The sequence below is a fragment of the Anabaena sp. PCC 7108 genome (genome assembly GCF_000332135.1).
In the GTDB taxonomy this organism is placed as follows: domain Bacteria; phylum Cyanobacteriota; class Cyanobacteriia; order Cyanobacteriales; family Nostocaceae; genus Anabaena.
In genome coordinates, this window is record NZ_KB235896.1 from 5,621,848 (window position 1) to 5,647,373 (window position 25,526).

General features: G+C 37.8%; 19 protein-coding genes and 1 pseudogene. All 20 read left to right on the plus strand.

Annotated features, from left to right (window positions below):
- Positions 1-36 precede the first annotated feature (36 nt).
- Positions 37-981 (plus strand): DUF1822 family protein, encoded by a 945-nt coding sequence (locus ANA7108_RS0126170; RefSeq protein WP_042491368.1) that lies wholly within the window; start codon positions 37-39, stop codon positions 979-981.
- A gap of 20 nt (positions 982-1,001) precedes the next feature.
- Positions 1,002-5,738, plus strand: coding sequence for a CHAT domain-containing protein (locus ANA7108_RS0126175; RefSeq protein ID WP_016953798.1), 4,737 nt, complete (start codon positions 1,002-1,004; stop codon positions 5,736-5,738).
- Positions 5,739-6,024: 286 nt separating this feature from the next.
- Complete coding sequence (gene holA, locus ANA7108_RS0126180; protein ID WP_016953799.1) at positions 6,025-6,990, plus strand: DNA polymerase III subunit delta; 966 nt, start codon at positions 6,025-6,027, stop codon at positions 6,988-6,990.
- 117 nt (positions 6,991-7,107) lie between these two features.
- A complete protein-coding gene (locus ANA7108_RS0126185) occupies positions 7,108-8,103 on the plus strand; it encodes an AAA family ATPase (protein ID WP_016953800.1) in 996 nt (331 codons plus the stop codon).
- Between the two features lie 120 nt (positions 8,104-8,223).
- On the plus strand, positions 8,224-9,066 hold the full coding sequence (locus tag ANA7108_RS0126190) for a hypothetical protein (RefSeq protein ID WP_016953801.1): 843 nt from the start codon (positions 8,224-8,226) through the stop codon (positions 9,064-9,066).
- Positions 9,067-9,289: 223 nt separating this feature from the next.
- Entirely contained in the window at positions 9,290-9,673 is a 384-nt protein-coding gene (gene ssb, locus ANA7108_RS0126195) for a single-stranded DNA-binding protein (protein WP_016953802.1), read from the plus strand.
- A 110-nt stretch (positions 9,674-9,783) separates the two neighbouring features.
- Positions 9,784-10,227, plus strand: a complete 444-nt coding sequence (locus ANA7108_RS0126200) for a hypothetical protein (RefSeq protein ID WP_016953803.1) — start codon at positions 9,784-9,786, stop codon at positions 10,225-10,227.
- 397 nt (positions 10,228-10,624) lie between these two features.
- Positions 10,625-11,437, plus strand: a complete 813-nt coding sequence (locus ANA7108_RS0126205; protein ID WP_016953804.1) for a ParA family protein — start codon at positions 10,625-10,627, stop codon at positions 11,435-11,437.
- A gap of 292 nt (positions 11,438-11,729) precedes the next feature.
- The gene (locus ANA7108_RS0126210; RefSeq protein WP_016953805.1) at positions 11,730-12,887 is read left to right on the plus strand and encodes a ParB/RepB/Spo0J family partition protein; all 1,158 of its coding nucleotides are present in this window, start codon (positions 11,730-11,732) and stop codon (positions 12,885-12,887) included.
- A 103-nt stretch (positions 12,888-12,990) separates the two neighbouring features.
- Positions 12,991-13,206, plus strand: a complete 216-nt coding sequence (locus tag ANA7108_RS0126215) for a hypothetical protein (protein ID WP_016953806.1) — start codon at positions 12,991-12,993, stop codon at positions 13,204-13,206.
- Between the two features lie 448 nt (positions 13,207-13,654).
- Positions 13,655-13,981, plus strand: coding sequence for a hypothetical protein (locus ANA7108_RS0126220; protein WP_016953807.1), 327 nt, complete (start codon positions 13,655-13,657; stop codon positions 13,979-13,981).
- 82 nt (positions 13,982-14,063) lie between these two features.
- A pseudogene (locus ANA7108_RS28040) lies at positions 14,064-15,405 on the plus strand (transposase).
- Positions 15,406-15,494: 89 nt separating this feature from the next.
- Complete coding sequence (locus ANA7108_RS28350; protein WP_016953808.1) at positions 15,495-17,345, plus strand: dynamin family protein; 1,851 nt, start codon at positions 15,495-15,497, stop codon at positions 17,343-17,345.
- 91 nt (positions 17,346-17,436) lie between these two features.
- A complete protein-coding gene (locus ANA7108_RS0126240; RefSeq protein ID WP_016953809.1) occupies positions 17,437-19,569 on the plus strand; it encodes a dynamin family protein in 2,133 nt (710 codons plus the stop codon).
- 149 nt (positions 19,570-19,718) lie between these two features.
- Positions 19,719-21,380, plus strand: coding sequence for a dynamin family protein (locus tag ANA7108_RS0126245; RefSeq protein ID WP_016953810.1), 1,662 nt, complete (start codon positions 19,719-19,721; stop codon positions 21,378-21,380).
- Between the two features lie 235 nt (positions 21,381-21,615).
- Positions 21,616-22,713 (plus strand): hypothetical protein, encoded by a 1,098-nt coding sequence (locus tag ANA7108_RS0126250; protein WP_016953811.1) that lies wholly within the window; start codon positions 21,616-21,618, stop codon positions 22,711-22,713.
- A gap of 163 nt (positions 22,714-22,876) precedes the next feature.
- Positions 22,877-23,323, plus strand: a complete 447-nt coding sequence (locus tag ANA7108_RS0126255; RefSeq protein WP_016953812.1) for a DUF1257 domain-containing protein — start codon at positions 22,877-22,879, stop codon at positions 23,321-23,323.
- A gap of 3 nt (positions 23,324-23,326) precedes the next feature.
- Complete coding sequence (locus ANA7108_RS0126260) at positions 23,327-23,551, plus strand: DUF2997 domain-containing protein (protein WP_016953813.1); 225 nt, start codon at positions 23,327-23,329, stop codon at positions 23,549-23,551.
- Positions 23,552-23,590: 39 nt separating this feature from the next.
- Positions 23,591-23,839, plus strand: coding sequence for a hypothetical protein (locus ANA7108_RS0126265; protein WP_016953814.1), 249 nt, complete (start codon positions 23,591-23,593; stop codon positions 23,837-23,839).
- Between the two features lie 5 nt (positions 23,840-23,844).
- Positions 23,845-25,461, plus strand: coding sequence for an AAA family ATPase (locus ANA7108_RS0126270; protein WP_016953815.1), 1,617 nt, complete (start codon positions 23,845-23,847; stop codon positions 25,459-25,461).
- Positions 25,462-25,526: the final 65 nt, after the last annotated feature.

The following is a 25,526-nucleotide window of genomic DNA, read 5'->3' on the forward strand; positions in this document are numbered from 1 at the left end:
TTAGCGAGGCAATTTTTCAACATGGAAATTAGTAAGATGATAAGATCATTTACTTTTAGAGTTCCTATTTCTTTGGAAGTGCATAGAATAGCGCAACAGTTATCTCAAGCACAATTTACTTTCGAGAAAGCTCAAAAAGTCTATCACAATACTTTAGCAGTACATGCAGTAGATTTTTATCTGCGATGCATGGGACTAGACACAGATTTTGCTCAAAGTGATAGCCACGATAAAATAATGCTGGCTTTTACAGATGTGGCAGATTTAGAGGTAAAAAATTACGGCAAATTAGAGTGTCTTCCGGTGCTATCAGATGCAGAGGTTTGTTATGTACCACCAGACGTTTGGTCAGACCGAATTGGCTATATTGTAGTGCATCTTAACGAATCATTACAACAGGCGACAATTATAGGATTCGCCGTAACAGTAGCGGAAAAGAAAGGTATTCTACCTATCAGTGAGTTGCAAACAATCGCTGATTTTCCGGAGTATATAAGTCAAATAAATCTACTAGAATTGCCAACTAAAAACGTAGAAAAAACGGCAGTAAACTTGAGTAATTGGCTTCAGAATATCTTTGAGCTTGATTGGCAGGGTCTTGAAACATTAGGGATAAAATCCGATGGGTTAGCTCCTATTCTCAGGGATTTTGAAGATAGTAGTATGGAAAGAATCAAACTAATAGATTTGGGAGTGCAAATTAGGTCTCATTCTTTAGCACTGTTAGTAGGCCTAAAACCAGAAGCTGATAATAAAGTAGGTATTCGAGTACAATTGCGTCCAAGTCTAGGAGAAAATAATCTGCCGCCTAATGTCAAACTGACTTTACTCTCTTCTTCTGGAGAAAAAAAACAGGAAATCGAATCAAGAACTCAAGATAACTACATTCAACTCAAGCGATGGAAATCAAAACCTGGAACAAGATTTAGCCTGACAATAACTCTCAATGATTTAAGTCTGACAGAAGATTTTTTGGTGTAATTAATATTCGGGAAATAATTATGAGCAACTTAGTTGTATTAAATCTCGGAAATGGAGATTTTAAAAATGGCTTTCCAGAAGTGACAGCGTATCTGTGGAGAGCAGGCGAATTAGAGATGAAATTTACGGGGAGTTTACCTGTTATTCTCGAACTAAAACTTCCGGAAACCTATGCACACTGGCAGTTACTCTACAGAGACTTATATCAACCTTTTAATTGGCGGGTTCGTGGGGAAGACGATGATGAATTTGAGATCAATGAAATAGATATTACCAACGTTGCACATACCGATTTTGGTCAGTTATGTCAACAACTAAAAACAGAAATTAATCAATTACTAAACTCTGAGCAGTTTCGCAAAATTGACCAGCAATTACGCACTCAATTACAAGCAGATGAAGAAATTCAAGTTGTGATTGAAACCAACAATGAATTGCTTCAACGCCTTCCCTGGCATTTGTGGAACTTCTTCAATGATTATCCCAAGGCGGAAATAGCCTTGAGTTCTCTAGAATACAGGCGACCGACAAAATTACTGCCAAAAACGCCTAGAGATAAAGTCAGAATTTTAGCAATTTGTGGCAATCCAGAAAGTCGTGATAGTTTTGGCAATTCGGTTAAAATTAATATTCAGGAAGACCTGGTATCGCTAAGAGAATTACCAGATGCAGAACTCACAGTTTTAGTTGAGCCACAATTAGAAGAGTTAAATAGATATCTGTGGGAATTTTCTTGGGATATTTTGTTTTTTGCTGGTCACAGTTCTAGTCAAGAAAAAGGTCGGATTAAGCTCAATAAAACTGACTACTTAACGATTGACCAATTAAATTATGGTTTGAGAAAAGCCATTACACAGGGTTTGCAGTTAGCAATTTTCAACTCCTGTGATAGTTTAGGTTTAGCGCGGGATTTGGCTTCTTTACATATCCCCCAAGTAATTGTGATGCGCGAACCCGTACCTGACCGCGTGGCACAAGAGTTTTTAAAACACTTTCTGAGGGCTTTTGCTGGGGGAAAATCCTTATCATCTGCGGTACGGGAAGCACGAGAAAGACTTCAAGGTTTAGAAGAAGAGTTTCATTGTGCAACTTGGTTGCCAGTAATTTACCCAAATCCAGCAGTCGCACCACCGATTTGGCTGGATTTGGGACGCTGGTCAAGGAGTCGGTGTCCCTATCGAGGGTTATTTGCTTTCCAAAAGGAGGATGCACCATTTTTCTTTGGGCGAGAAGCTTTTACACAACAATTAGTAGAAGTTGTGCAAAAAGAGCCTTTGGTGACTGTGCTTGGTTCTTCTGGTAGTGGTAAATCTTCGGTCGTTTTTGCTGGGTTAATCCCGGTACTCGAATCTCAAGGAAACTGGCGCATTGCTGATTTTCGACCGGGAGACCGTCCCTTCCACGCTTTGGCGGCTGCACTGATTCCTCATTTTGAACCCCAACTGCAAAGCAATATCGACCGACTACAGGCAACCAGAAAGCTAGCTAATGACTTACGCAATGAAACTGATGCCTTGCGGGATACTATCGAAGAGATTGTAAGGCAAACTGCTGATACCCGCATACTATTAGTAGCAGACCAGTTTGAGGAATTATACACTCTTTGCGAGGCAGGGGAACGCCAGTGTTTTTTGGAACGGCTGCTAGAGGTAGTGAGTGCAGTTAATCACCATACTCCCCACTTTACTCTCGTTCTGACTCTCCGGGCTGACTTTCTCGAATCTGCTCTATCTGACCGTTCTTTTGCAGATGTGATGCGTTATGGCTACCAAATGCTTGGGCCGATGAACCGTCAAGAATTGGAAGAGGCAATTGTTCAGCCTGCTGCAATGCTTGGAGTAACTATTGAGTCCGGGTTGACAAAACGGCTGTTGGATGACATTGTTAACCAACCAGGTCAGCTTCCGTTGTTGGAGTTTGCCCTTACCCAACTGTGGGATAAACAAATCAACGCCCAATTGACCAACGCCGCTTATGATGAAATCGGGTATGTCAAAAATGGAAATATAGAAATCCGGGGTATTAAAGCAGCTTTGGCTAACTATGCCGAGGATGTGTATAGAAAACTTAACGACGAGGAAAAAGAAAGGGCACGGTGCATTTTCATTCAACTGGTACATCCAGGAGAAGGGACACCGGATACTCGACGCATAGCCACCCGTCAGGACGTTGGGGAAGAAAACTGGGATTTGGTTACACACCTAGCTAACAGGCGGTTGGTAATTACTAATACTCGCTTGTTTATCAATAGCAGTGGTCAGCCAACCGAAGAAGAAACTGTCGAAATTGTACATGAAGCAATGATTTCAGGATGGTTTCGCCTGCAACTGTGGCTGGATTTAGATAGAGATTTCCGTACTTGGCAAGAGCGAATGCGTACCTTAATGCGTCAGTGGAAAGACGCAGGACAAGATGAAGGAGCGTTGTTGCAAGGTGTGGTTTTGACAACGGCTGAAGCTTGGGTGAAAGAACGACCCCAGGAAATACGCTCAGATGAGAGATATTTTATTAAGCGTAGCATCCAAGTACGCGATCGCAAAAGGCGACGTACAATTTACGGATTAACAGGTTTCTCGGTAATTGTGACAATTCTGGCTGGGGTGGCTGGGTTTGCAGCCATTGGTCAGGTTAATGAGAAAATTAATGCCGAAACTGCACTATCGCAATCCAAGTTTGCCTTGAATCAACGACTTGATGCTCTGATGCAAGGTATAAAAGCCACTAAGGAAATGCAAAAATTGCAAAGATTTGGTGTTGCCAACAGTAATACTCAAATGCAGGTAGCAAAGGCATTACCAGAATTAGTATATGGAGTGAGAGAACGCAATCGCTTTGACGGGCATTCCAAAAAGGTTGAAAGTGTGAGTTTCAGCCCAGATGGTCAGTTGATTGCTTCAGCAAGCGAAGACCAGACTGTCAAAATTTGGAATCGGGATGGCTTATTGCTGGAAACTTTACCAGGGCATAAACATTGGGTAAATAAAATTAGCTTTAGTCCGGACGGCAAACTCATTGCCACAGCTAGTTCAGACAAGACAGTTAAACTTTGGCATCTTGAGTGTGTTTCTATTAAAAATAATAACTGTCAAAAAATAAATGTTAATTTGTTAAAAACTCTTGACAAAAAGCATAATGGTCATAATGACTGGGTCACAGATGTTAGTTTCAGTCCAGATGGAAACACTTTAGCAACAGCGAGCAAAGATAGTACAATCAAAATTTGGAGCCGAGATGGTGTTTTTCAAAAAACCATCCCAGCCAAAACAAACATCTCAAACAAAAGTGATAAATCTGAAAAAAATGGTTTTTGGAGCGTGTCTTTCAGTCCAGATGGTACGGTAATTGCTGCCGCTCATGATGACAAAACTATAAAACTATTTAACAAAGATGGCACTTTACTCAAAACTCTTATAGGGCATACAAATCGTGTTAGGCACGTGAGTTTTAGTCATGATGGCAAGCTAATTGCTTCCGGCAGTGATGACAAAACTGCTATTATTTGGCAGCGAGATGGCAAGTTGTTAAAAACCCTTACAGGGCATGAAGGAAATGTTAATCGTGTGCGTTTTAGCCCTGATGGTAAGTCAATAGCTACTGTCAGTGATGGTGATAATGAAAATGTAAAACTCTGGGCTATTGATGGAACTTTACTCACAACTTTTAACGGGCATCGGGATAGGGTCAAAGATGTAAGTTTTAGTCCTGATGGTAAGATACTTGCCACCGCAAGTTGGGACAACAGCATCCGACTCTGGAATCTGGAGGGGTTATTTCCTAAAACTCTTGAAGGACATAAATACAGGGTCATGGATGTAGCTTGGTCGCCCGATGCTCAAACTCTAGCTACAGCTAGCTGGGATCAAACAGTACGATTTTGGAATCGGGATGGCGCTTTTCTGAAAAGACTTGAACATACTGACCAAGTAAATGGGGTAAGTTTCAGTCCTAATAACCAGCTTGTTGCTACAGTTGACTCTAGTGGAACTATCAATCTTTGGCGACGGGATGGCACTTTACTCAAATCTCTGACAAAACAACATACTGACTTTATTAGGGCTGTGGCTTGGTCGCCAGACAGTAAAATCCTAGTTACAGTAGGTGGGGAAAAAGACCGCACTGTTAAACTTTGGAGTCGGGAAGGTCAGCTACTCCAAACCCTTAAAGGACATACAGATGGAGTTTATGGTGTCAGTTTTAGCCCAGATGGCAAAACAATTGCTACTTCTAGCAAAGACAACACTGTTAAACTTTGGAGTCGGGAAGGTCAGCCACTCCAAACCCTTAAAGGACATGCTGGTTGGATATGGAATGTAACTTTCAGCCCTGACGGTCAATTTATTGCCTCAGCAAGTGAAGATAATACTGTTATCCTTTGGCATCGAGATGGTACTTTATTTAAAAAATTTAAAACTTTAAAAGGTCATACAGCTAGGGTTTCTGATGTCACTTTTAGTTCGGATGGTAAGCTGATTGCTACAGGCAGTTCTGATGCAACTATCAAGTTCTGGAATCTTGATGGTCTATTACTTGCGACTCTTGAAGAGCATAAAGACCGGGTAATGTCAGTCAGTTTCAGTCCAGATGGCAAAACCCTCGCTTCAACTAGTGTTGATGGAGCCGTAAAACTGTGGAACCTCAAAAATTTTAAATTAACCTCTGATCTCAATCTCCTACTTGCACGGAGTTGTGATTGGGTTGGTGATTATCTCAAAACTAACCAAAAGGTAGAAAAGAGCGATCGGCTTCTTTGTCCTTGATAATAAACTCGTGCTTAGGGACTTCCAATTTAATAATTATCCCCAATTTCTTGTGTAGGACGGGCGACACGAGGAGTTGAGGTAGTAATGAGTGAAAAAGTTGGAATCACTGAAATTGTCTCTAGATAAGCGTTTCAAGCGATATGGCGGAATTTTTCCTGAATCGTTGCAGTACCCCTATTACACTTTAGTGCCATTTCGTTGAATGAATGCTTTACCATGCAAATAAAATTATAGTGGGCTTAGAGCTAACGCTCATGTACGACAATTGTATTGCCGTACTACCATGCCAACACACTTATACTTTGGTGAAAACAAATTCTTTCTAAGTCGCACCATCAAACAACTAAAAACCCACACTCTAGATCAACAATGGGCAAACTTTAACTATACAGAATACCCCCCAGAATCTAAAGAAACCATTCCTCAAGCATTATCCGATATCATGACACCACCAGTTGGGAGTGGAGGAAGATTAGTACATTTGCCCAACAGCACATTACTGGGAATTTGTTCAAAAGAAATTTTGTTGCAGTTGGAGTCCATTCTCCCCAAAATTCCCTCAACAAACACACTCCTTATCACCAACACTCACAAACCTGACGCGAGAAATAAATCAGTCAAACTCCTACTGGAGTACGCACAGGTACAAGAATTTCCTCTCATTCCCCAATGGCAAACCCAAGCATTAATACAGCAAGCTCGTACTTTAGCTGACGAAGTAGGTGTAACACTCACTACCGATGCCTACACAGTATTGATTGATTACACAGGCAATCATACACGACTGATATTCACCGAACTAGAAAAGCTCAAAACCTATGCCTTGGGTAAAACAGTCAACGGGGATATGGTGAAAGAATTAGTATCAGAAAATGCTACTAATAGTTTACAACTAGCCAACGCCATTCGCTTGGGTAACATTGCTCAAGCATTAGAATTTATTGAACGCTTAATTAACTGTAACGAACCAGCTTTAAAGATTACCGCTACCCTGACTACTACCTTTCGCACTTGGCTAACAGTCAAACAGATGATCATCACTGGATGTCAAGACGACAATGCAATAGCCCAACTTGCAGACGTGAAAAATCCCAAACGCTTGTATTACATACGCCAAGAGGTTGCTAATTGTTGTGTAAACAAGCTGAAAAATAGTTTGAAAATGCTATTGGAACTAGAGCTAATGCTGAAATCTGGTATAGATGAAAAACTCGCCTTGCAAACTCAAATTATCAAACTTTGCTCGTAGGTACTACTTCTTTCAAATGCAATAGACACCTCGGAAATTTAACCTAAAATGCTCCGATTGTTGGAGGGAAATTAAATTTCTGGAGATGTCTAATCAACAATTTCCAAAACTCAAAAAATGAAGCAACTTGATCTACTTCATCTCACAACAGACTTTTCTGTTTGTCAACCTTCTCAAAGTATAGATGCCGAATCTACACAGCCAATTGCAGAAAACTGGCAGTTCTCAAAAATCATTGGTCAAAATTTAGCGGTATCTTTACTCAAAGGTGCAATTACACAAAACCGAATTGTCCCTGCTTATTTGTTTGCTGGAGCAGAGGGAGTAGGAAAATCCTTAGCTGCTAAATGCTTTATCGCTGAAATTTTCAACATCCAAAACCTAGCTAACTGTCCTGATATTTTATGGGTTGAACCAACATACCTACACCAAAAACAGTTGTTCAGTGAGAGTGAAATAGCAGCTTCTGGGGGACTGCGAAAAACTCCATCCCAAATTAGAATTGAGCAGATTCGAGAAATTACCCAATTTCTGGCTACCTCCCCTCTAATTGCACCTTACAAAATTGTGGTGGTAGAAAATGCGGAAAGAATGCCACCCACTGCTGCTAATGCACTCCTGAAAACTTTGGAAGAGCCAATATCCGGCACAATTATCCTCATATCATCCCAACCCCAAAGGTTACTGGCTACAATTCCCAGCCGTTGTCAACGGATTCCTTTCCAGCGACTAAACAACGCCCAAATGACCACAGTTTTAGAAAATGTGGGACGTTCTGAAATTCTCAATCACCCAAATGTTATACAATTTGTCGGTGGTTCTCCTGGAATAGCGATCGCTTACCATGATCAACTCCAATCTATCCCACAATCAATTTTGCAACAACTAATTCAACCACCTAGCAATCTGTTAACAGCGTTAAGTATTGCCAAAGATATTGAGGTGCAATTAGATTTTCATCAACAACTATGGTTGATAGATTACCTGCAATATTGCTGGAAGAAATTTCTCAGTGATCAAAATTGGCTGTTGAAATTGGAAGATGCCAAAAACTCTCTGTTAAAAATGGCCTCTCCCCGATTGGTATGGGAAGTCTTATTATTTCCTGACTAATACCAAAAACTAAATTTTCAACGCAATCTATCTAAACATCATCAAACATACCAAACAACATTTTTGGATAAAAGGATTGCGCTATGCGCTCTTGTGGTGAACTAAATCAAACAAAAAACCATGAGTGCCATTATCAATAATTACCGTCAATTGGATGTAGCATTTCTCCTACTCAATGACTTAACAACAAAACTCCGCACGGCTGGAGCAAGAATTTCAGTTAGGAAAGTGGGAAATTTCCACAGAATCACCGTTTTGAAAGAACCCACTATAGCCAGTATTGAGCAAATTCTCAGTTACACCAGTGCGGAAACAGAAACTCCTAACCTCAACAGTAATACTTCACGCTCTGAAAGCACTCCGTCACCAGATGAAAATTTTAGTGAGGCTGGTGGTAATACAGTGCTTACCGTAAACGAAGATATTGAGGATAATTCAGTAGTGGATGCGAACTGCTTGCAGCAGTGCTTCGCTATCGCTCCATCAACATCATCTGAATCTACTTCACCAACAGATGATACTCCTAGTGAAGATGGTGCTAATACAGTACCTACCGTAAACGAAGAGATTGAGGATAATTTAGTAGTTGAGGCGATCGCTCCATCAACATCACCTGAATCTATTACACCACCAGATGATACTCCTAGTGAAGCTAGTAGCGATACTGTAACTGTGGTGAGTGAAGATATTGATCATAGCAGTGATAGTAATGATATTATTCCCTGCGACACAGCAGAAATTATCACCGATTCAGATTCTCCTACACCTGATGACTCTTCCTCAGAAATAACAAATATTCCCGATTCTCCAGAGTTAGCAAGTTTGGAAGATTTACAAACCCTAACTTTAAAAAGACTAAGGGAGTTAGCCAAATTGCACAAAATCCCTGGTTTCTCTCGCATGAAAGAAGAGAAATTAGTAACCAAATTGCATGGTTTAGCAACCAAAGAACAAATTTTGTAATAGTCATCAACCTCAAATCTCTAGTAGATTTGGGGTTATTTTTTACGCAGTTTTCCCCAATACAACCAGTAATAAATGCGCTAGGCGCAATCAGGTTTGATACTGGGCTGTATCCCAAAAAGCATCAAATTAGCCTGTAGAAAATCATTCGTTTAGTTGCATAACCGAGAATGCGCTATCGCGCTAATACCGTGAAAAAAATAGATTACCCAAGGAAAATAATATGACTCAGCAATACATCAATAAAGTTGATTTAGTTGGTCGCGTTGGTCAAACACCTGATGTTCGCTATTTTGAATCAGGTGCAATGAAAACATCCTTGACTCTTGCTGTCAAACCTCCCTACAGAAGTGAAAATCCCCTCTGGTTTGATTTAGAACTTTGGGGAAATATTGCTCAAGTTGCAGCAGACTGGGTTCAAAAAGGTTCAACTATTGGGATCACCGGTGAAATAGTCTTCGACAGATGGATAGATAAAAACACCAACGAATCCAGACAAAAACCCATCATTCGTGTCAGTAATCTAGAACTGATCAGTTCTGCTCAACGTAAGGACTCGAATGAAACCAGTGAAGACCAAGATTCCATAATTAACGCCAATTTCTAGAAAACTAACCACATCCCGCAGCATAACTTTTGTCTGTGGGATGTTGTGGTTGAAAAGCGCAAAGCGCAATTTTAATGAACAATTGAAAATTTCATCACAAGGAATAGACCATGATTAATTCAACCCAAACCATTCGACTGCTCAGTATTGATGAAGCCTTTGACAGTCAAGGTGTAAAGATTGTCTATGGTGAATGTACCTTCTCTTACTATTCAAAAGATGGCGTAGTGGAAGACACAATTCCCTACAGAACCAAGGGAGCAGCCGCAGTTTCCATTGCTGAATCTGGAATTAATGCTAATGGTATCGCTATGGGCTATTTGGATATTAACGTGGTGGATAGCGGTAAGGGATATAAGGAAAAGAAAACTGCCTTGGTTATCCGCACTTTCATCTGCACTACCACTGGTAATCGGAATCCTATACCAACTGCTACACCTGTTGTTCAACCAATTCCACAAGAAAATACTCAACAGCTAGTTGGTGCTGGTGTAGCTACAGCATCTAACAACGGACATTCTCGGAATACTAATATTTCTCACATTCCCTTTTAAGGATCTTACTTCTGGCTACTTTGCCAGAGGTATTTTTTTTCTGTGGGCAGATAATTTTTTTCACTTATCAGTGCTAGGCTATGACTTCAATGATAGATGTAGGAACTGTTATTTTTTTAACCCATGTTTTGAGCAATAGTCTACAGGTTGCAGCAACAGAGAAAATTCCTGTTTCAAGATTCGGTTAATTCTCATATATTGATATATGATGCAAAAGAATAAATATTAGACTTGTTAGGAAATAGATGGTGAAAATCGCTGAAATGTTTTCCAGGAAAGGAATTAAAGAATTTTAAGGGTTATTACCCAACGACTCTAATATATTCTTAAATCATATATCAATATATGATGTAGAAAATCCGATATATGATACTCACATAACATCAAAAAAATAGTCATGCAAATTAGATTAGCTGTAATAAGTAATGCCGGAGGAAGTGGTAAGACAACCCTTTCTGTCCATCTAGCTCATGCTCTGGCAAAACGCAGGTATAACGTAGCACTGTTTGACCTTGATCCGCAAGGGTCACTGACACTGTTTTGTGGTTTAAATCAACCAGAACCAGAACATACTTTAGCTGCTGTCCTCAAAGAGAATTTTGATGGTAATTGGCCGTTAACCCCTTGCTGGAGTGAACACACAGATAAAGTAGTCATTTGTCAGGGTGGTATGGTTCTCACCCAAACAGCAGATGAATTAGTGTTACACAAACGAGGAGCTTACTTATTAGGCGATCGCTTAACTGACTATCCTCTAGAACATGATTTGATGATCTTTGATTGTCCAGCTACCCTGGGTCCATTACCTTTAATGGCACTAGCAGCCAGTACACACATAATTATCCCTGTCCAGCTAGAACCCAAATCAATTCAAGGAGCGGCTCATTTACTGGAATGGTATTACTACCATTGCAAGCACCTACGCTTAAAACCCACACCAGAAATTCTCGGCTTTGTTCCCAACCAATATGATGCTCGACGTGCAGCCCATAGACAAATGTTAGCTGCATTACCATCTCAGTTAGAGCAGATGAATATCCATGCTTTTCCAGAAGTTCGGGATAGTGCTGAATTTGTTAACGCCAGTGGGCAAGGATTACCATTACCTATTCACCGTCCCAGTCATCCAGCAAAAGATGACTTTAAAGAAATTGCCTCAAAATTAGCGGCTTTGATTGGCAGTAAGAGTAAAGAGAAAGTTATAGCTTAACCAAGATGATGGCAGGAGTAAAAAAACTCTCAATTTAACCAAGCTGTTGTAAAAATTACGCATTTTTATTTTTTAGCAATGGCTGAAAAATACTCCTTTATTCAGTAGCTCATTGAAATTAATGCCTCATCAAAGTGCTAGAAATACTTGTGAATCAAACTCTTGATGTGTCAATAATTTTGCATAACCACTTACCTAATGGATTGAATGACGGCTTAGGCCATGCTGCGCTATTGGTACTGCACTCCGCGCGATCGCTGTTTCAATAAACAAATTAAAACTGTGCTAACTTATGACTACCCGTAAATCTCCTGACCTCACCAATTATTTTTCAGGCGCAAAGCAATCCCAACAGTTATCAGAAGCAGAAGCAGAAATTCAACGCCTAAAAGCAGAAATCGAAGAACTCCGCTCTCAAGGATCAAGTGAGTTAGAAACGCAGTTACAAACACTCAGAGCGCAACTTCAATCACAATCAGGTATTCAATATATTCCCTTAGACAAAATTCAAGCCAACCCTGAACAACCGAGACAGACATTTTTATCAGAAAGTATTGAGTCTATGTCTCGTTCCTTGGTATCAGATGGACAACTAGAGCCAATTATTTTAATTCAACGGGAACACTTAGTTATATTTGATGGTGAACGGCGTTGGCGTAGTGCTAAAAACTTGGGTTGGCAAAATCTGCAAGCTGTTATTATTCCTGAACCTGATGCTCTACACCGCAAAGCTTTAATCACTTCATTACACCGGGAAGACCTCAATCCTCTTGATAAAGCTGAAGCTATTGTCCGGGAATTGGCAACTAATACTGGTTTAGAACCCCAGGATATTCCCCGGATTCTCTCAACAGTAGTGCGACGGTTGAATGCACAAAAACGAATGAACTCCGTTGTGGAACTGCTCACGGTAACACCAGAGGAACAGCAACAAGGTTTAGCTACTTTGGACTTAGATGAGCGAGAAGTGGCAGTGTTGACTATACTTTTAGATTTACAACTTAATCCTGCTTCTATTGATGCCAATATTTTTCCGATGCTTTCTTTAGCTGAAGACTTGAAAGCTGCGATTAGGTCTTCTGGACTTAAAGGTGTTCACGCAATGGCATTACAAAAACTTTCTGCGAAAAATTTGGGACTACCAGAATCAGAAGCAGAAGAAATTAGAATCAACATCACCCAAAAGGTGTTAGCAGAAAAATTATCTGTACAAAAAACCCGGCAATTAGTCACTGAGGCGATCACTTCACAAAGTACCGACGCTGAGAAAATCGAAAAACAAGTTAAACCAGTAGCAACAGCAACACGCTCTTTGTATAAAGTTTCTGGGGAAGCGTTGAAAAAAGTTGAGGTGTCTCAATTAATGGAGTTTCAGGAAGTCCTTCGCAAGAAGTTGGCAGAGATTGAAGAAGTGATACAGGAAAAAGCTGTCAACGATAATAAGGTTTAAAATGTTCAGTTGAATTTGAAATTAAGGCTACAAAGCTCAAGGATTGCAGTTTTAATAAACAGCGATCGCTCGTGTTAATGATTTAGCACAACGAACTGCACTTTTGGAGGCGACAATAACAGACAATTTATCACTAACTCAGATCAACGAAAGAATTAAAGCCACTCGTCAGGTAAACCAAGAACCCAGTTCACTCAAGAATCGTTATAAGGAAGCATCAAAGCAATTACAAAAAGCGAAGGTTTGGGAAAATCCTAAAAAGCAAAAAGCTTTGGAAAAACTGCTGGCTCAAATAGAGGCTTTGTTAGTAGAGGAGTAGATAGGAGAAGTAAGAAAATTCGGAAATACCATTTGTGAATAAAACCAAAATACACGGCTTCTGCTCATTGGGGGTAGGAGCCACATCTTTTGGGCTTGATTATAATTTTCTATTAATTTCCAACTCTGAAGTTGCTTGCTTTTTAGTTTATATGTACTAATAAATCAGCTTTTTGTTGATGTGTAACAGTTTGTGTCCAACAAGTAGGATACGCACATTTTTTACAAACAAAAATTGATGAATTTTTACTACTCCGTATAATTACAAAACCTTTGATTTACCGTTAAAAGCAATAAAAGTGAGGTAGCATTATTGCACATCTTCTTAAGATATCAGGAGTTGTACGTAAAATTGCAAGATATTAAGATTTATTTCCCAGAAAAATTACGGAAATTGCTGTAAATTAGTGTTTAATAAACATAACAGTTAGTTGTCATGGTGGAAAAGTATGGTAGACCCTATATTTACAACACTACTCACTTCATCTGTAGTAGAAGCTGTTGCTACAACTATTGGTGACATTCTTGGTAAGTTCATTGACATTTATCAAGAATCCGAAGCGAGTCGCCATCGTTTGGAAGAAATGGCAGAATCTAGCCGGCTTCGGTTGAAAGAACTCCAACAAGAACACGAATACAGTATTATTAAATCTCTCACAGATTCCAAAATTAAGATAAATGAACAGCAAATTATTGAGCATTTAAGAGCAAGTTACTCTATTGCAACACATAGAGCTTTTAGAGATATAAATACAGAATACGCAACAATACTGTAGCCAAAAAAAGAGTATAAAAAGAGGGCTGATGTAGTAGAGTTATAGTCTTCCACAACGACAACTCGAAAGCCACATACAGCCCATGTTTGACATACTAGCACTGTTGCAATGCCTACTACCAGAAATAAAAGTGACGACGATGCGGCAGTTAAGCCAGATCATCACGGCCATGTTAGCCATGAGCGGGCGAGTCACAATGTTGGGAATATCGCGTTGGACGCTTAGTGGTGGTAGTTATCGGACGGTAATCAGATTTTTTCGTACAGTCATACCGTGGACAACGGTGTTCTGGGTGTTTTTTCGGCGGCATTTGTTCTGCCCAAATGATGTTTATTTGTTGGCAGGAGACGAAGTAGTAATAAGCAAAGCCGGGAAAAAAACCTATGGATTAGATAGGTTCTTTTCCAGTCTAATAAGTAAACCAATATTGGGACTATCTTTCTTTACATTATCATTAGTAAGTGTTCAACAAAGACACTCATTTCCGATTCAGATAGAACAGGTAATAAAAAGCGATGTAGAAAAAAGTAGTGTCTCGCCAAGTCCAGAAGTAAAACCTCAAGAAAAACGTGGACGGGGACGACCAAAAGGAAGTAAAAACAAAAATAAAAAGGAGGTGACTTTTACACCTGAATTGCTAAGAATTAAGAAGATGATTAATGAGCTATTTAAGTTAATAGCTAACTTTATTCCCCTCACTTACTTGGTCGTAGATGGTCACTTTGGGAACAATAATGCTTTGCAGATGGCTAGGCAGGTAAAGTTACACATAATTTCCAAGTTACGCCACGATTCGGCGTTATATATACCTTACCAACATACCTGACCCCAATCATCGTTCTCGTCGTAAATACGGAGATAAGCTGGACTGGCACAATATATCTGATAAATATTTGTGTCAAATTAGTATTGAAGAAGATATCCAAACAAATACTTATCAATCTACCTTACTGCACAAAGAATTTGCCCAGCCTTTGAATGTAGTGATTTTAGTAAAAACCAATCTGAAAACTAATGCTTGCAGTCACGTAATTCTGTTTTCTAGTGACTTAACTTTATCATATGACAAAATAATTGACTATTATAAACTGCGCTTCCAAATCGAATTTAATTTTCGTGATGCTAAACAATTTTGGGGATTGGAAGATTTTATGAACAGGGGTCAAACTGCGGTGACTAATGCTGTCAACCTTTCATTTTTTATGGTCAATTTATCTCATTATCTTCTAGCTCAGTTCCGTCAAGATAATCCTGGTTCTGGCATTGTTGATCTTAAGGCTTACTGTCGTGGTTTTCGATATGTTCGGGAAATGTTAAAAATGCTTCCGCAACAGCCTGAGCCTATTTTATTATCCCAGATTTTTGCCAAGCTTACCTCTCTTGGTCGTATTCACAATGCTTCTACAGCCGTTGAACCCTCGTAATTTGGCTACAGTATTGCGCAAACAGCCCCTTTTTTGATGGGATAGAGACGACTTACCACAGACTAAAAGCGTTATATGAGAAAACAAAGTTGCCGATTATTTTAGTATCTCCTTTTTGGGATGATACTAAACCTATAGAGTTAAATTATAAAGGTGGTTATGTAGATTTCCGCAATGCTTTCAATACTTCTTATCTCCAAGCCTCTTGGAAAAATTTAGCATCTAAACAAGATGGTTATTTTAAACGCCCTTTGTGTTATACAGATCGGGATATAAACTATATTTATAGCAATCTATCAGATATTCCAATTATTTTGGTACATGGAACAATTCAAGGAGTTCATACACCACAACAGAACATCCAAAGAATTTGCCCTCATATTACTTTTTGGAATTTATTCCCAGAACAAAAAGATAGCTACACAAGTTTAAATTTGAATTTCTTTCCCTTACAACTACCAATAGGTATTAATTCCTTACCTGATATTGATCTACAAATAGGAGAATACAGCCTATATTTGCAAGATAATGTAGGAAAGTATCTAACTAAAGCAATTGGTTTATTAAGTTCTTTTTACCATTTATATCATTTTGAAAGCCGTCCAAATTTGCAACAATTTCAGTTAGACAATATACTTGAATTAGAAGCTTTATCGCTTCAGGTTAGTTGTTTGTATGATTTTCTTTCTCAAAAAAATCCTAGCAAGGCAGATTATTATAAATTTCAAAAAGAAACATTATTCCTAGAATGTGAAATTGATAAACTTAGAAGAAGCTATCATTTTACTCAATTTCATAACACTTCATTGAAGTTAGAAGTAAGAAAAGAAGAAGACCGTCGTTGGTTTGCTAATCAACTGATAACAATGATTGACACAATAGATGAATTTCAGTGCCAAATAAGAGATGAAATAGGATTAGATTTATCTTCTTTCACAGATTCTTTAAAAGAAGCAATTAGAAGCTTGGTAGCTATGAAATTTCGTTTCTTGATTATTGGAGATTTGAATCGTGGTAAGAGTACGATTCTTAATGTTTTGCTTGGACAAGAATTACTTCCAACAGCACCAATTGCTACCACTGCAATTCCTATTTTTGTCAAATATGGTAAACAGGAGAAAGTATTAGTTCATAAAAAAGATGGTTCACAGGAAGAATTGAGTCTAGAAGAGTACAAACAAAGATATAGCCTCAACTCTAAAGAATTACGCAATCAAATTAAATATTCATACAAATCAGAAAAAGAATGGCTAAGTCATTTAGATCATGCTGAGTTATACTATCCAATTGAATTATTGTCTGGAGGAGTAGAGTTTATTGATACAGCAGGATTCAATAATCAGGATATACGATCAGAGCAAATATTTACCACAATTCAAGAGTCTCACGTTATTATTTTTATTTTAAGTGCAGACCAACCATTTACTAAAATAGAGAAAGAATATCTACACTATTTAGTATCTGATGATAATCAAATCAGAAAGCCAATATTTTATGTAATTAATAAGTGGTACAACCTTGAAGACGTTCCCGAAAAAGAGAAAGAAGAAATACATAGAGCTTTTGTTGAGGTTTTTTGTAACTGTTTAAAGATAAATGAAAATGGAGCAGAAAAAATGTGGGGAGACACAGTATTCAATGTCTATGATAAAATAGGTTTAGAAAATTTAAAACAAAGAGAAACGTTGGATGACACTGGACTTCAAGGATTCACAAAAAGGCTTGATGATTTTATAATGAATGAGCGATTAACAACTGAAATAGATCAAGCTATGCAAATAGCAGAATTTGTTAAAGTTCAGATATTATCTCAAGTTAGCGAAAGATTAACGAAAAGTCAAGATGAACCAGAAATAAACCGCTTAATAGCTAATATTTCTCAACAACTGGAAACATTGAAAACAAGATATAAATTGATAACTAGTTTGGCGAAAATCTAACAGTTCAACTAAAGTTGATATCAATCAATGTATTTTGTGCGGCAGATTCCCAAAAAATAAAAGCAATTAAACAATAATGAGGTTAACTACCATGTACAATCAAAATAACGCATTCGACTTAGAAGCAACAAAAATCCGTCCTTGGTTTGCCGAAGAACTTGGTAAAATGCGTCAAATAATTGCTCAATCTGAAAAGCAAGCAACAAAACAAGGAGCATCGGGAGAATTAGCTTTATCTGCCTTCATCAATAATTTAGATCAAGAAATAGAAAAATTAAAAAATGGTAAGTTTCGCTTTTTGATTATTGGAGATTTTAATCGTGGAAAAAGTACAATTCTTAACGCTTTTTTTGAACAAGAATTGCTGCCGATGGGAGCGGTCGCTACCACTGCAATTCCTACTTTTGTCAAATATGGTGAAGAGGAAAAGGTATTAGTTCACAAAAAAGATGGAACAAAAGAAAGGTTGAGTTTCAAACAATATAAAGAGCAATACACGCTCAATTCAGGAAAAGTAAAAGAACAAATCAAGAATATATTTAAGTCAGTAGGGGGTTGGCTAAATCCTCTAGACTATGCTGAATTTTATTGTCCGATTGAAGTGTTATCAAGAGGTGTAGAATTTATTGATACAGCAGGATTAAATCATACAGAAGAAGAAAACAACAAAACATTTTCGTATATTTCACAATCCCAAGCTATTCTTTTTGTTTTAGCAGCAGATCAACAATTTACTATTCCAGAAAAAGATTATTTACAAAGGTTTCTTGAAGTTAAAAAAGAAATTGAAAAAAGTGACATTCAGCCAGAAGTAAGACAAAATGAACTTCAAAATAAAAGCTATAAAAATCAAGTAAGACCTATTTTTTATTTGATTAATAAATGGGAAAATATTGATGAAGAGAGTAAAGAAGACGTACATGGAGCTTTTGTTGACGGGTTCTGTAAATGTTTAAAGATAAATGAAAATGAAGCAGAAAAAATGTGGGGAGATACAGTATTCGATGTCTGTGCTAAAACAGCTTTAGAAAGTTTAAGACAAGGAAATTCCATTGATGGTACTGGAATTAAAGAATTTCAAAAAAGATTAAACGATTTTTTGATTCATGAACGATTAATGACAGAATTATTGCAAACTGTTTATACAGCCAAATTTGTTGCAACTGGAGTAGGTTCAAAAATTAACGAAAGATTGTTTGTACTTAAAGATGATTTAAAAACATTGGAAGGAAAAATTGAAAAAACTAAGCCTTGTATTGCGTTAATGAAAAAGGGTGTTCAAATTTTAGAAACAAATGTTAGAACACAAAAAGATGCCTGTATTGATAAAATTGGAGGAGAATATCATAAATATTTTTCTGATTTAGTGATCAACTTTGAAAGAGATTTTGAAATGCCTCCAGTATCCGGTCTTAAAGATAATGAGCGTGAACAATATACCCGGACTTTAGAGAAAAAATTAACACAATACCGACAAGAAAAGCTTGAAAATTGGCACAACATCAGTAAAGGTATAGTATTAGGTATTATTAATCCCTTGAACGATTCATTTAACAAAGAAATTGATGATTATACTCAACAAAGAGACGTAATCAGAGAAATTCTTAATCCAAAAAATTTTAATGCTCGGAATCAGACAGGTTTATCAATCCATGCGAATGATTCATCAGAAGAAGTTTCCTTAGACAAGGCTGATGCTAATGCAATAATAAAAATGCTCATGGGTGGGACTGGTGGTACAGTAGGTACGATAGCAGCGGGGGCTGGCACAGTAGCAATAGCCAATATGGCAGGCGCAAATCTATTCTTACTAACTGCTGGTTTAGCTTTAACCCCTGTAGGATGGGCTTTATTGGGTGCTAGTGCTGTTGTTGGAGGCGGGTTAGCTTGGTGGCAAAGACGCGGAGAAGTCCAAAAGTTTCAAAAAGAAATGCAAGAAAAGGTTAAAAAAGAATTTCAAAAATTACTTGAACCAGATAAAGTCTCGAATCTTAAAAAGCAAGTTAGTCAATTATTTGAACCCTTTCAGAACTTAGCCACATTAATCAGTGAGGATGTTCAATCTTTGGAAAAATCTCTCAATAATGTCTTGGAATCAAAAAGAACAACTGAAGTTAATTGTGAAGCAGAAGAAGAGCGCCTAAAAATATTATTAAATAGTATTTCTGCTCAATTGGAAATAATCAATGCAAAATATGAAGAAATTGAACGAAAGATAAAGTAAGTTAGATATTTTATTAATTCTACTTACTTGAGCGTAGTTTACTAAGAATATACCCTTTAATAATTTATTCTTTAGTAGACTACGTTTTTCCATACTGAACTGATGTGAAAATTTATCCTTAAACTTACTTGTTCCAAATTTTAATAAAGATGAAATCATTTTTTATAATTTCAAAATCTATTAGAGATGCTTGTCAATTTCTTAATCATCAAGAAGATCAACAACTTATAAAAGATGTAGAATTAATCTGCAAAGAATTAGTTAATCCAGATTTTAGGATAGCCGTGCTTGCCCCATTTAATTTTGGTAAATCTACCCTAATTAATGCCATGTTAGGTAGAGAAATCATGCCAGCAAAAATGGTTAGAACGACTGGAACAGTGATTAGTATTAAATATGGAGAAACTCTGACAACACTGATTACCTTGAAATCAGGTCAAGTCATCAGACATAGTGACACAAAAATCCTTCAAGAATTTGCTGTATTAAATAAAAAAGGACAACGAAGAGAAGATGTCATTTCTGTACAGGTTTTATACCCTAATGAATTGCTAAAAAATGGAGTAGAAATTTTTGATTTACCAGGAACTAATGATAGTCAAGAACAAGATACCTTGGTGCGTGATAAATTATTACAAGTTGATTTAGTCATACAAATATTAAGTGCTAAACAACCTTTTACATTAGATGAGCAAAACAAACTTAATAATTGGTTGATTAATCGAGGTATTAAGACATTTATTTTTATTCTTAACTGGATGAATGAAATAGAAAGTAAATATGAGAAAAATGAAGTGTATAATGATGCTTATTCAACAATTAAGAAGTTCAAATCTGATTTACCCCTTGGGGTAAAAAAACTATATCGTGTTGATGCACTACCAGCTATAAAAGCAAAACAAGAAAGAAATATTTGGAAAACCTTTACAAGTGGTATTATTACTTTTAATGCTGGCTTATTTACTATTATTTCTATTCAGAAAAAAAGAACAAATCAAACTAGATTACTTCGCATAATTGCCATAGCAGATCGAGTAAAATTCATTTTGCAAACAAAAGTGAATGATTTAGATAAAGAAATTAGAACTAATGAAAATATTAGAAATATGGCTATTGAAAAAGGAAAACAACGCGAAAAATATCTGAGAGAAGAATTCAAAAAGAAAGTAGAATATTATCGAAATTGGCTATATTTAAACAATATTTTAGGAAGTTATCAAAGCGAAGCAGCACAACACTTAGAGAGAGGAGAATTTTATACGTGGCAAGATCATAAATTTAAACCAACTATTACTAACTATATTCAATCAATTGAAACTTGGGCTAATCAGTCCTGTGATGAGTTTCGGAAAAACAGACTGAATAGTATTAATATATCCTTGCCTAGTTATCCTAATATATCCTTACCAAAGCGTCAAGATAGAAATGCTGGACAGTGGTTTAGTGATGTTTTTAATGGTGGCGTAAATCGAAGAAGATTAGATGAAGAATATGAAAGAAAAAAATGGGAATCCTATAAAAATGCTATTTATAACTATTTGTCAGAATTTAGCCAAAATGCTCTTATATCGCTCAATCAATATGAACAAAAATTTGAGTCATTATTAATTTTTACAATCCCACCAGAGTCATCTGAATTAATTCAAAAAAGAAATTATTTAAAATATTTAAATTCCTCCCTAGATGAACTTCAAAGTATAGAATCCCTAAAAAGCACAATTCATCCAGATAGATTTAACTGGTTAGAACTTGTTCAAATATTTATATTATTTTGGAAAAATTGGATATTGTTCTTTTTTCAACAAGACTAAATTTAACAACTCATTTGATTATCATTTAACTCTCAACTTATACATTCTCTCTCACTTTTCAAGTTTTTCTATTAATAAAAAGGTTTAAAGAAACGCAATATCAATTGATTCAGGTGTTTATAGTTAAAATTTCGTGATCTGGTCATATTGTAGAATTTATCTTAAAAAATAACTGAGCTATAAATACCAAAGCTAACGCTTTTTTGGAAGTAAAAAAATTAACTTCCAAAACAATATGCTACAAGCAGTCATTCCCAACTCAAATGAAACCTTCCTCAAAGACGCTGTTGTTGAAAAATACAACTTCTCCAAACTAAACAAAACACGCATCCGGTTCAAAATCCAGTTAAAGAAAACCACTAAAAGCAATGCTCCAAAATGGGCAGATGTCCTCAAATCTTCTCAAAATGAGCAAGAATCTGACTTAGTAAAAGTTACAACTTCAGAAGTTGGTTTAAAGGGCATCAAAGTTTTCAAAGCTTTAGATGAAGCCGCAAACAAATTAAGACAAGAAGTTGCTTCAGTCCAAGAATGGATGAATTATGACAATGGTGATTGGATTTGTTCCATAGACTTAGCACCCATAGTCTGGAGTCAATTAATCGAAATTCGAGATAATATTGCCCCTACTTTACGCACCCAATTGAGAGAAGAGTATGACGAGGGTTACACAGATTATCAAGAACGGATTGATAAATTCCTCTCACTGAATGCTTGGCAATTATCTGTAGAACAACAACAAGAAGTTAAGCAAAACTTAGTAAAAGCTTTTCCCTGTTTAGAGGAACTAGAAGACTATTTACAAGTAATAATTGGTCGTCCTGTGATTATTCCTGCTATTAGCGAGCAATTATCAGAACAACAAGCTGAATGTTTACAGCAAATAACTCGGTTTATCGAGCAGTATGACACAAATTTAGAACAAACACTCAGAGAATCAGCGATACCTTCGGTGCGCTTCGCTAACGCAGGTGGCGAACAACTAGCAGCGCAATTACTCGAAGATTTGAGCAATTGGGAACCAGGACGCAAACCAGTCAACTTTAAGAAAAAGATGGAACGTCATTTCAAGAAAGTGCAAATGCTTTTGGGTAACGCCAGTTTTGAAGCAGGTAGCAGTCTCGAACAAATGATGACTCATCTAGAAGACATTCTCGAAAACGCTTCTGTAGATGCCAAAAGGCTTGATTTACAGGGGCGTTCTCAATTAGAGGGAAAAATGGACGAAATTTACGCCAAGCTGCTGGATGAACAACGTCATCTTCAAAGATTAGCAAGTGATGAGGGTATGGGGTTAAGCAAAGCTACAGCCATGTCTCTCAAACTTCGCTGAAAAATAGTCAAGTATTTATATCATCGTTGAGCAAAAACGAGGTGTGAGGTGTAGATGAGAATAATACACCTCATACACTTGCTACGCAATTAAGAGAGGAAGTAATAGCAACTGTTTGCTTTCCTGTTTATCAGTATTAATTTCCCAATTCACAGTAACTAAGATGTCACATTTCTCAACTGTCACCACAAAATTAACTAATCGTGAATGTTTAGTTGATGCTCTACAAGATTTGCAGCTTACCGTGCAAGTTTATGAGAAACCACAATTGCTCAAAGGTTATTACGACGACTCTGAAGGCAAAAGTGCAGAGATTGTTGTTCCTGGTTCTACTTTAAATGCCCGCGCAGATATCGGGTTTTTGTGGGATCAAGAAGCGAGGTTCTATCAAATCATCCACGATGCCTATGAAACCGTACCCCGACTGGGAGAAAACTTCTTTTCTCATACCCTCATGCAAGCCTACGGTAAAAACATGGTTCGCGCTAAAGCAGCACAGTTACAGGAACAGCTAGGAGAATGCACCATTACAGAAGAAACCAAGGGTCAGTTACATACCTTGCGTCTTGCGTTCTCAGCACATCAACAAACTCAGCAAGTACGGAGATAGTTTATGGAAAGGGCAATATTGATACATTTTGACACTGCTACAGGTGAAGTAAAAATAGAAGCTGAAGGATTTGAGGGATTGTCCTGTCTAGAAGCAACCCAACCTTTTGAGGAAGCTTTGGGAATAGTAGAGAGCGATGCCTACGGCGGTGAACTACGCACTTACAAACCCGAATCCCACCAGCAGCTTCGTAGCACTAATACCCATCAACACCGACTGCATCAATAAAATTTCACCGGGGAATAAACAAAATTCCCCCATCTTTCCATGAGCAAACTACCTGAAGAATATCCCATGCTCCATATCTACCCCTCAAAAGGAGCGCGACAACCAGTAATTATCAAAGGAAACACTGAGGGACTTTGCACTTTAGTTAATGCCCTAATTTCCGCTATTGCTCATCCACAGTCTTCTGGAGTTGCTGAAGTCTTTAACAGTGATGCCGAAATTTACGAAGTAGTTGTACATCTTGTTACCACTCATAACGAACTTTCTTCCGTACCTGAGCAAAATTAACAACCATGAAACTATCAAACCTAATTACCACCATTGACTCTCAAATACCCATTGTGGCTTTAGAGGTTCTATCTCCTGAAGAAGCAACCATTATTCAATGGTTAACCACTGAAGTTATGGACAAACTTAACAGTCCTGTGTATTTCTGGAATTTGGGAGTATCCAACTTAGAACAATGTCTAATTGCTGACGACGGTGGACTGGTATTCAAGTCAATTGAGACTTACAAAAAGCCTCCTCACATAGACCCTTTAATATATGTATTCGAGTACATCAACAATTTTGAAGGGAATGGGGTTTTCATTCTGGGAGATATTCACCCTTTTGTGGGTAAAAATTCCCTGCAATTGAGTTGGGAAGTTCTCACCAGAGTGAAGAACTTGTATCATCGTCTCAAACCAACTGAAAAGCGCATTGTACTTCTGGGTCAAAACATTCAACTACATGAATCTTTGCTGAGGCTAATTCCTTGCTGTGAAGTTCCTTTACCCAGCATTGAGCAAATTCAAGACCACTTAGAATCATATTTGCTCTATTTGCAAGAATCTGCCAGTGAGCAAAAGGTGAATTTTACAGTTTCTCTGACCACTGAAGATAAAGAAACCTTAGCAAGAGCAGCATTAGGACTAACTTTGGAAGAAATCAGTGACTTTCTGCGGTTGACTGTGAAAGAACGATTAACTTCTTTAGGCATTGTCATTGATGCTACAGTCATTTCCTTGGTTGTCGAATATAAAACCCGGCTACTGGCTCAAATGGGTATTGAATTGGGTAAACCAACGACAATACCTTTTGGCGGTTTGGATTTACTGCGGGATTGGCTGCAACGCCGTCGTCGGTTGTTTTCCCAAGAAGCGCGATCGCTCAATTTACCCCAACCTAAAGGAGTGCTACTAGCCGGACCACCAGGGACAGGTAAATCAATAGTAGCGAAGAATATTGCCACCATCCTCAATCTTCCATTGTTGCAATTAGACATTGCCTCAATGCTTGGTAGCCTAGTGGGAGAATCTGAAGGCAATGTCCGTCGCGCACTCAGTACGGCTGAAGCGATCGCTCCTTGTGTATTATGGATTGATGAAGTTGAGAAGGCACTTTCCGCTAATGGCGATACTTCTGGAGTTTCACAAAGAATTTTAGGAAATATCCTCACCTTCATGTCTGAGTGTACAGCAGGGGTGTTTGTGGTGGCAACCTGTAATGACCCAACTGCTTTACCGATTGAGTTTAAGCGCAAAGGACGGTTTGATGAGAATTTCTTTGTTGATCTACCCACAGAAATAGAACGTTGTCAAATTCTCAGAATTCATCTGGGACGATACGGTATAAAAGTTCCTGAAGAGTATCTGGAAGCGATCGCTGCTAGTACCAGCAAGTTTAGCGGTGCTGAATTGGAAACTCTGGCCTCAGAAGCCGCACTACTAGCTTTTGATGAGGGAAGACCACAGCAGGTGACACTAGCTGACTTAGAAAATTGCCAGCGAAATATTACGCCTTTAGCTGTTCAAGATGCTGCTGCTGTTGAGCGGATGCAGTCTTGGTCAAAGGTGGCACGACCAGCTTCTAGTCCTGTGCAGGTTTCCAAGAGAAGTCTTCGTACCTCTAAATTCCGTACCAATTAGATTGCCTCCGGCACAGAAGTAAGCGAGCGATCGCTTTCAGTGGTCAAGTAAGCCATAAATCACTA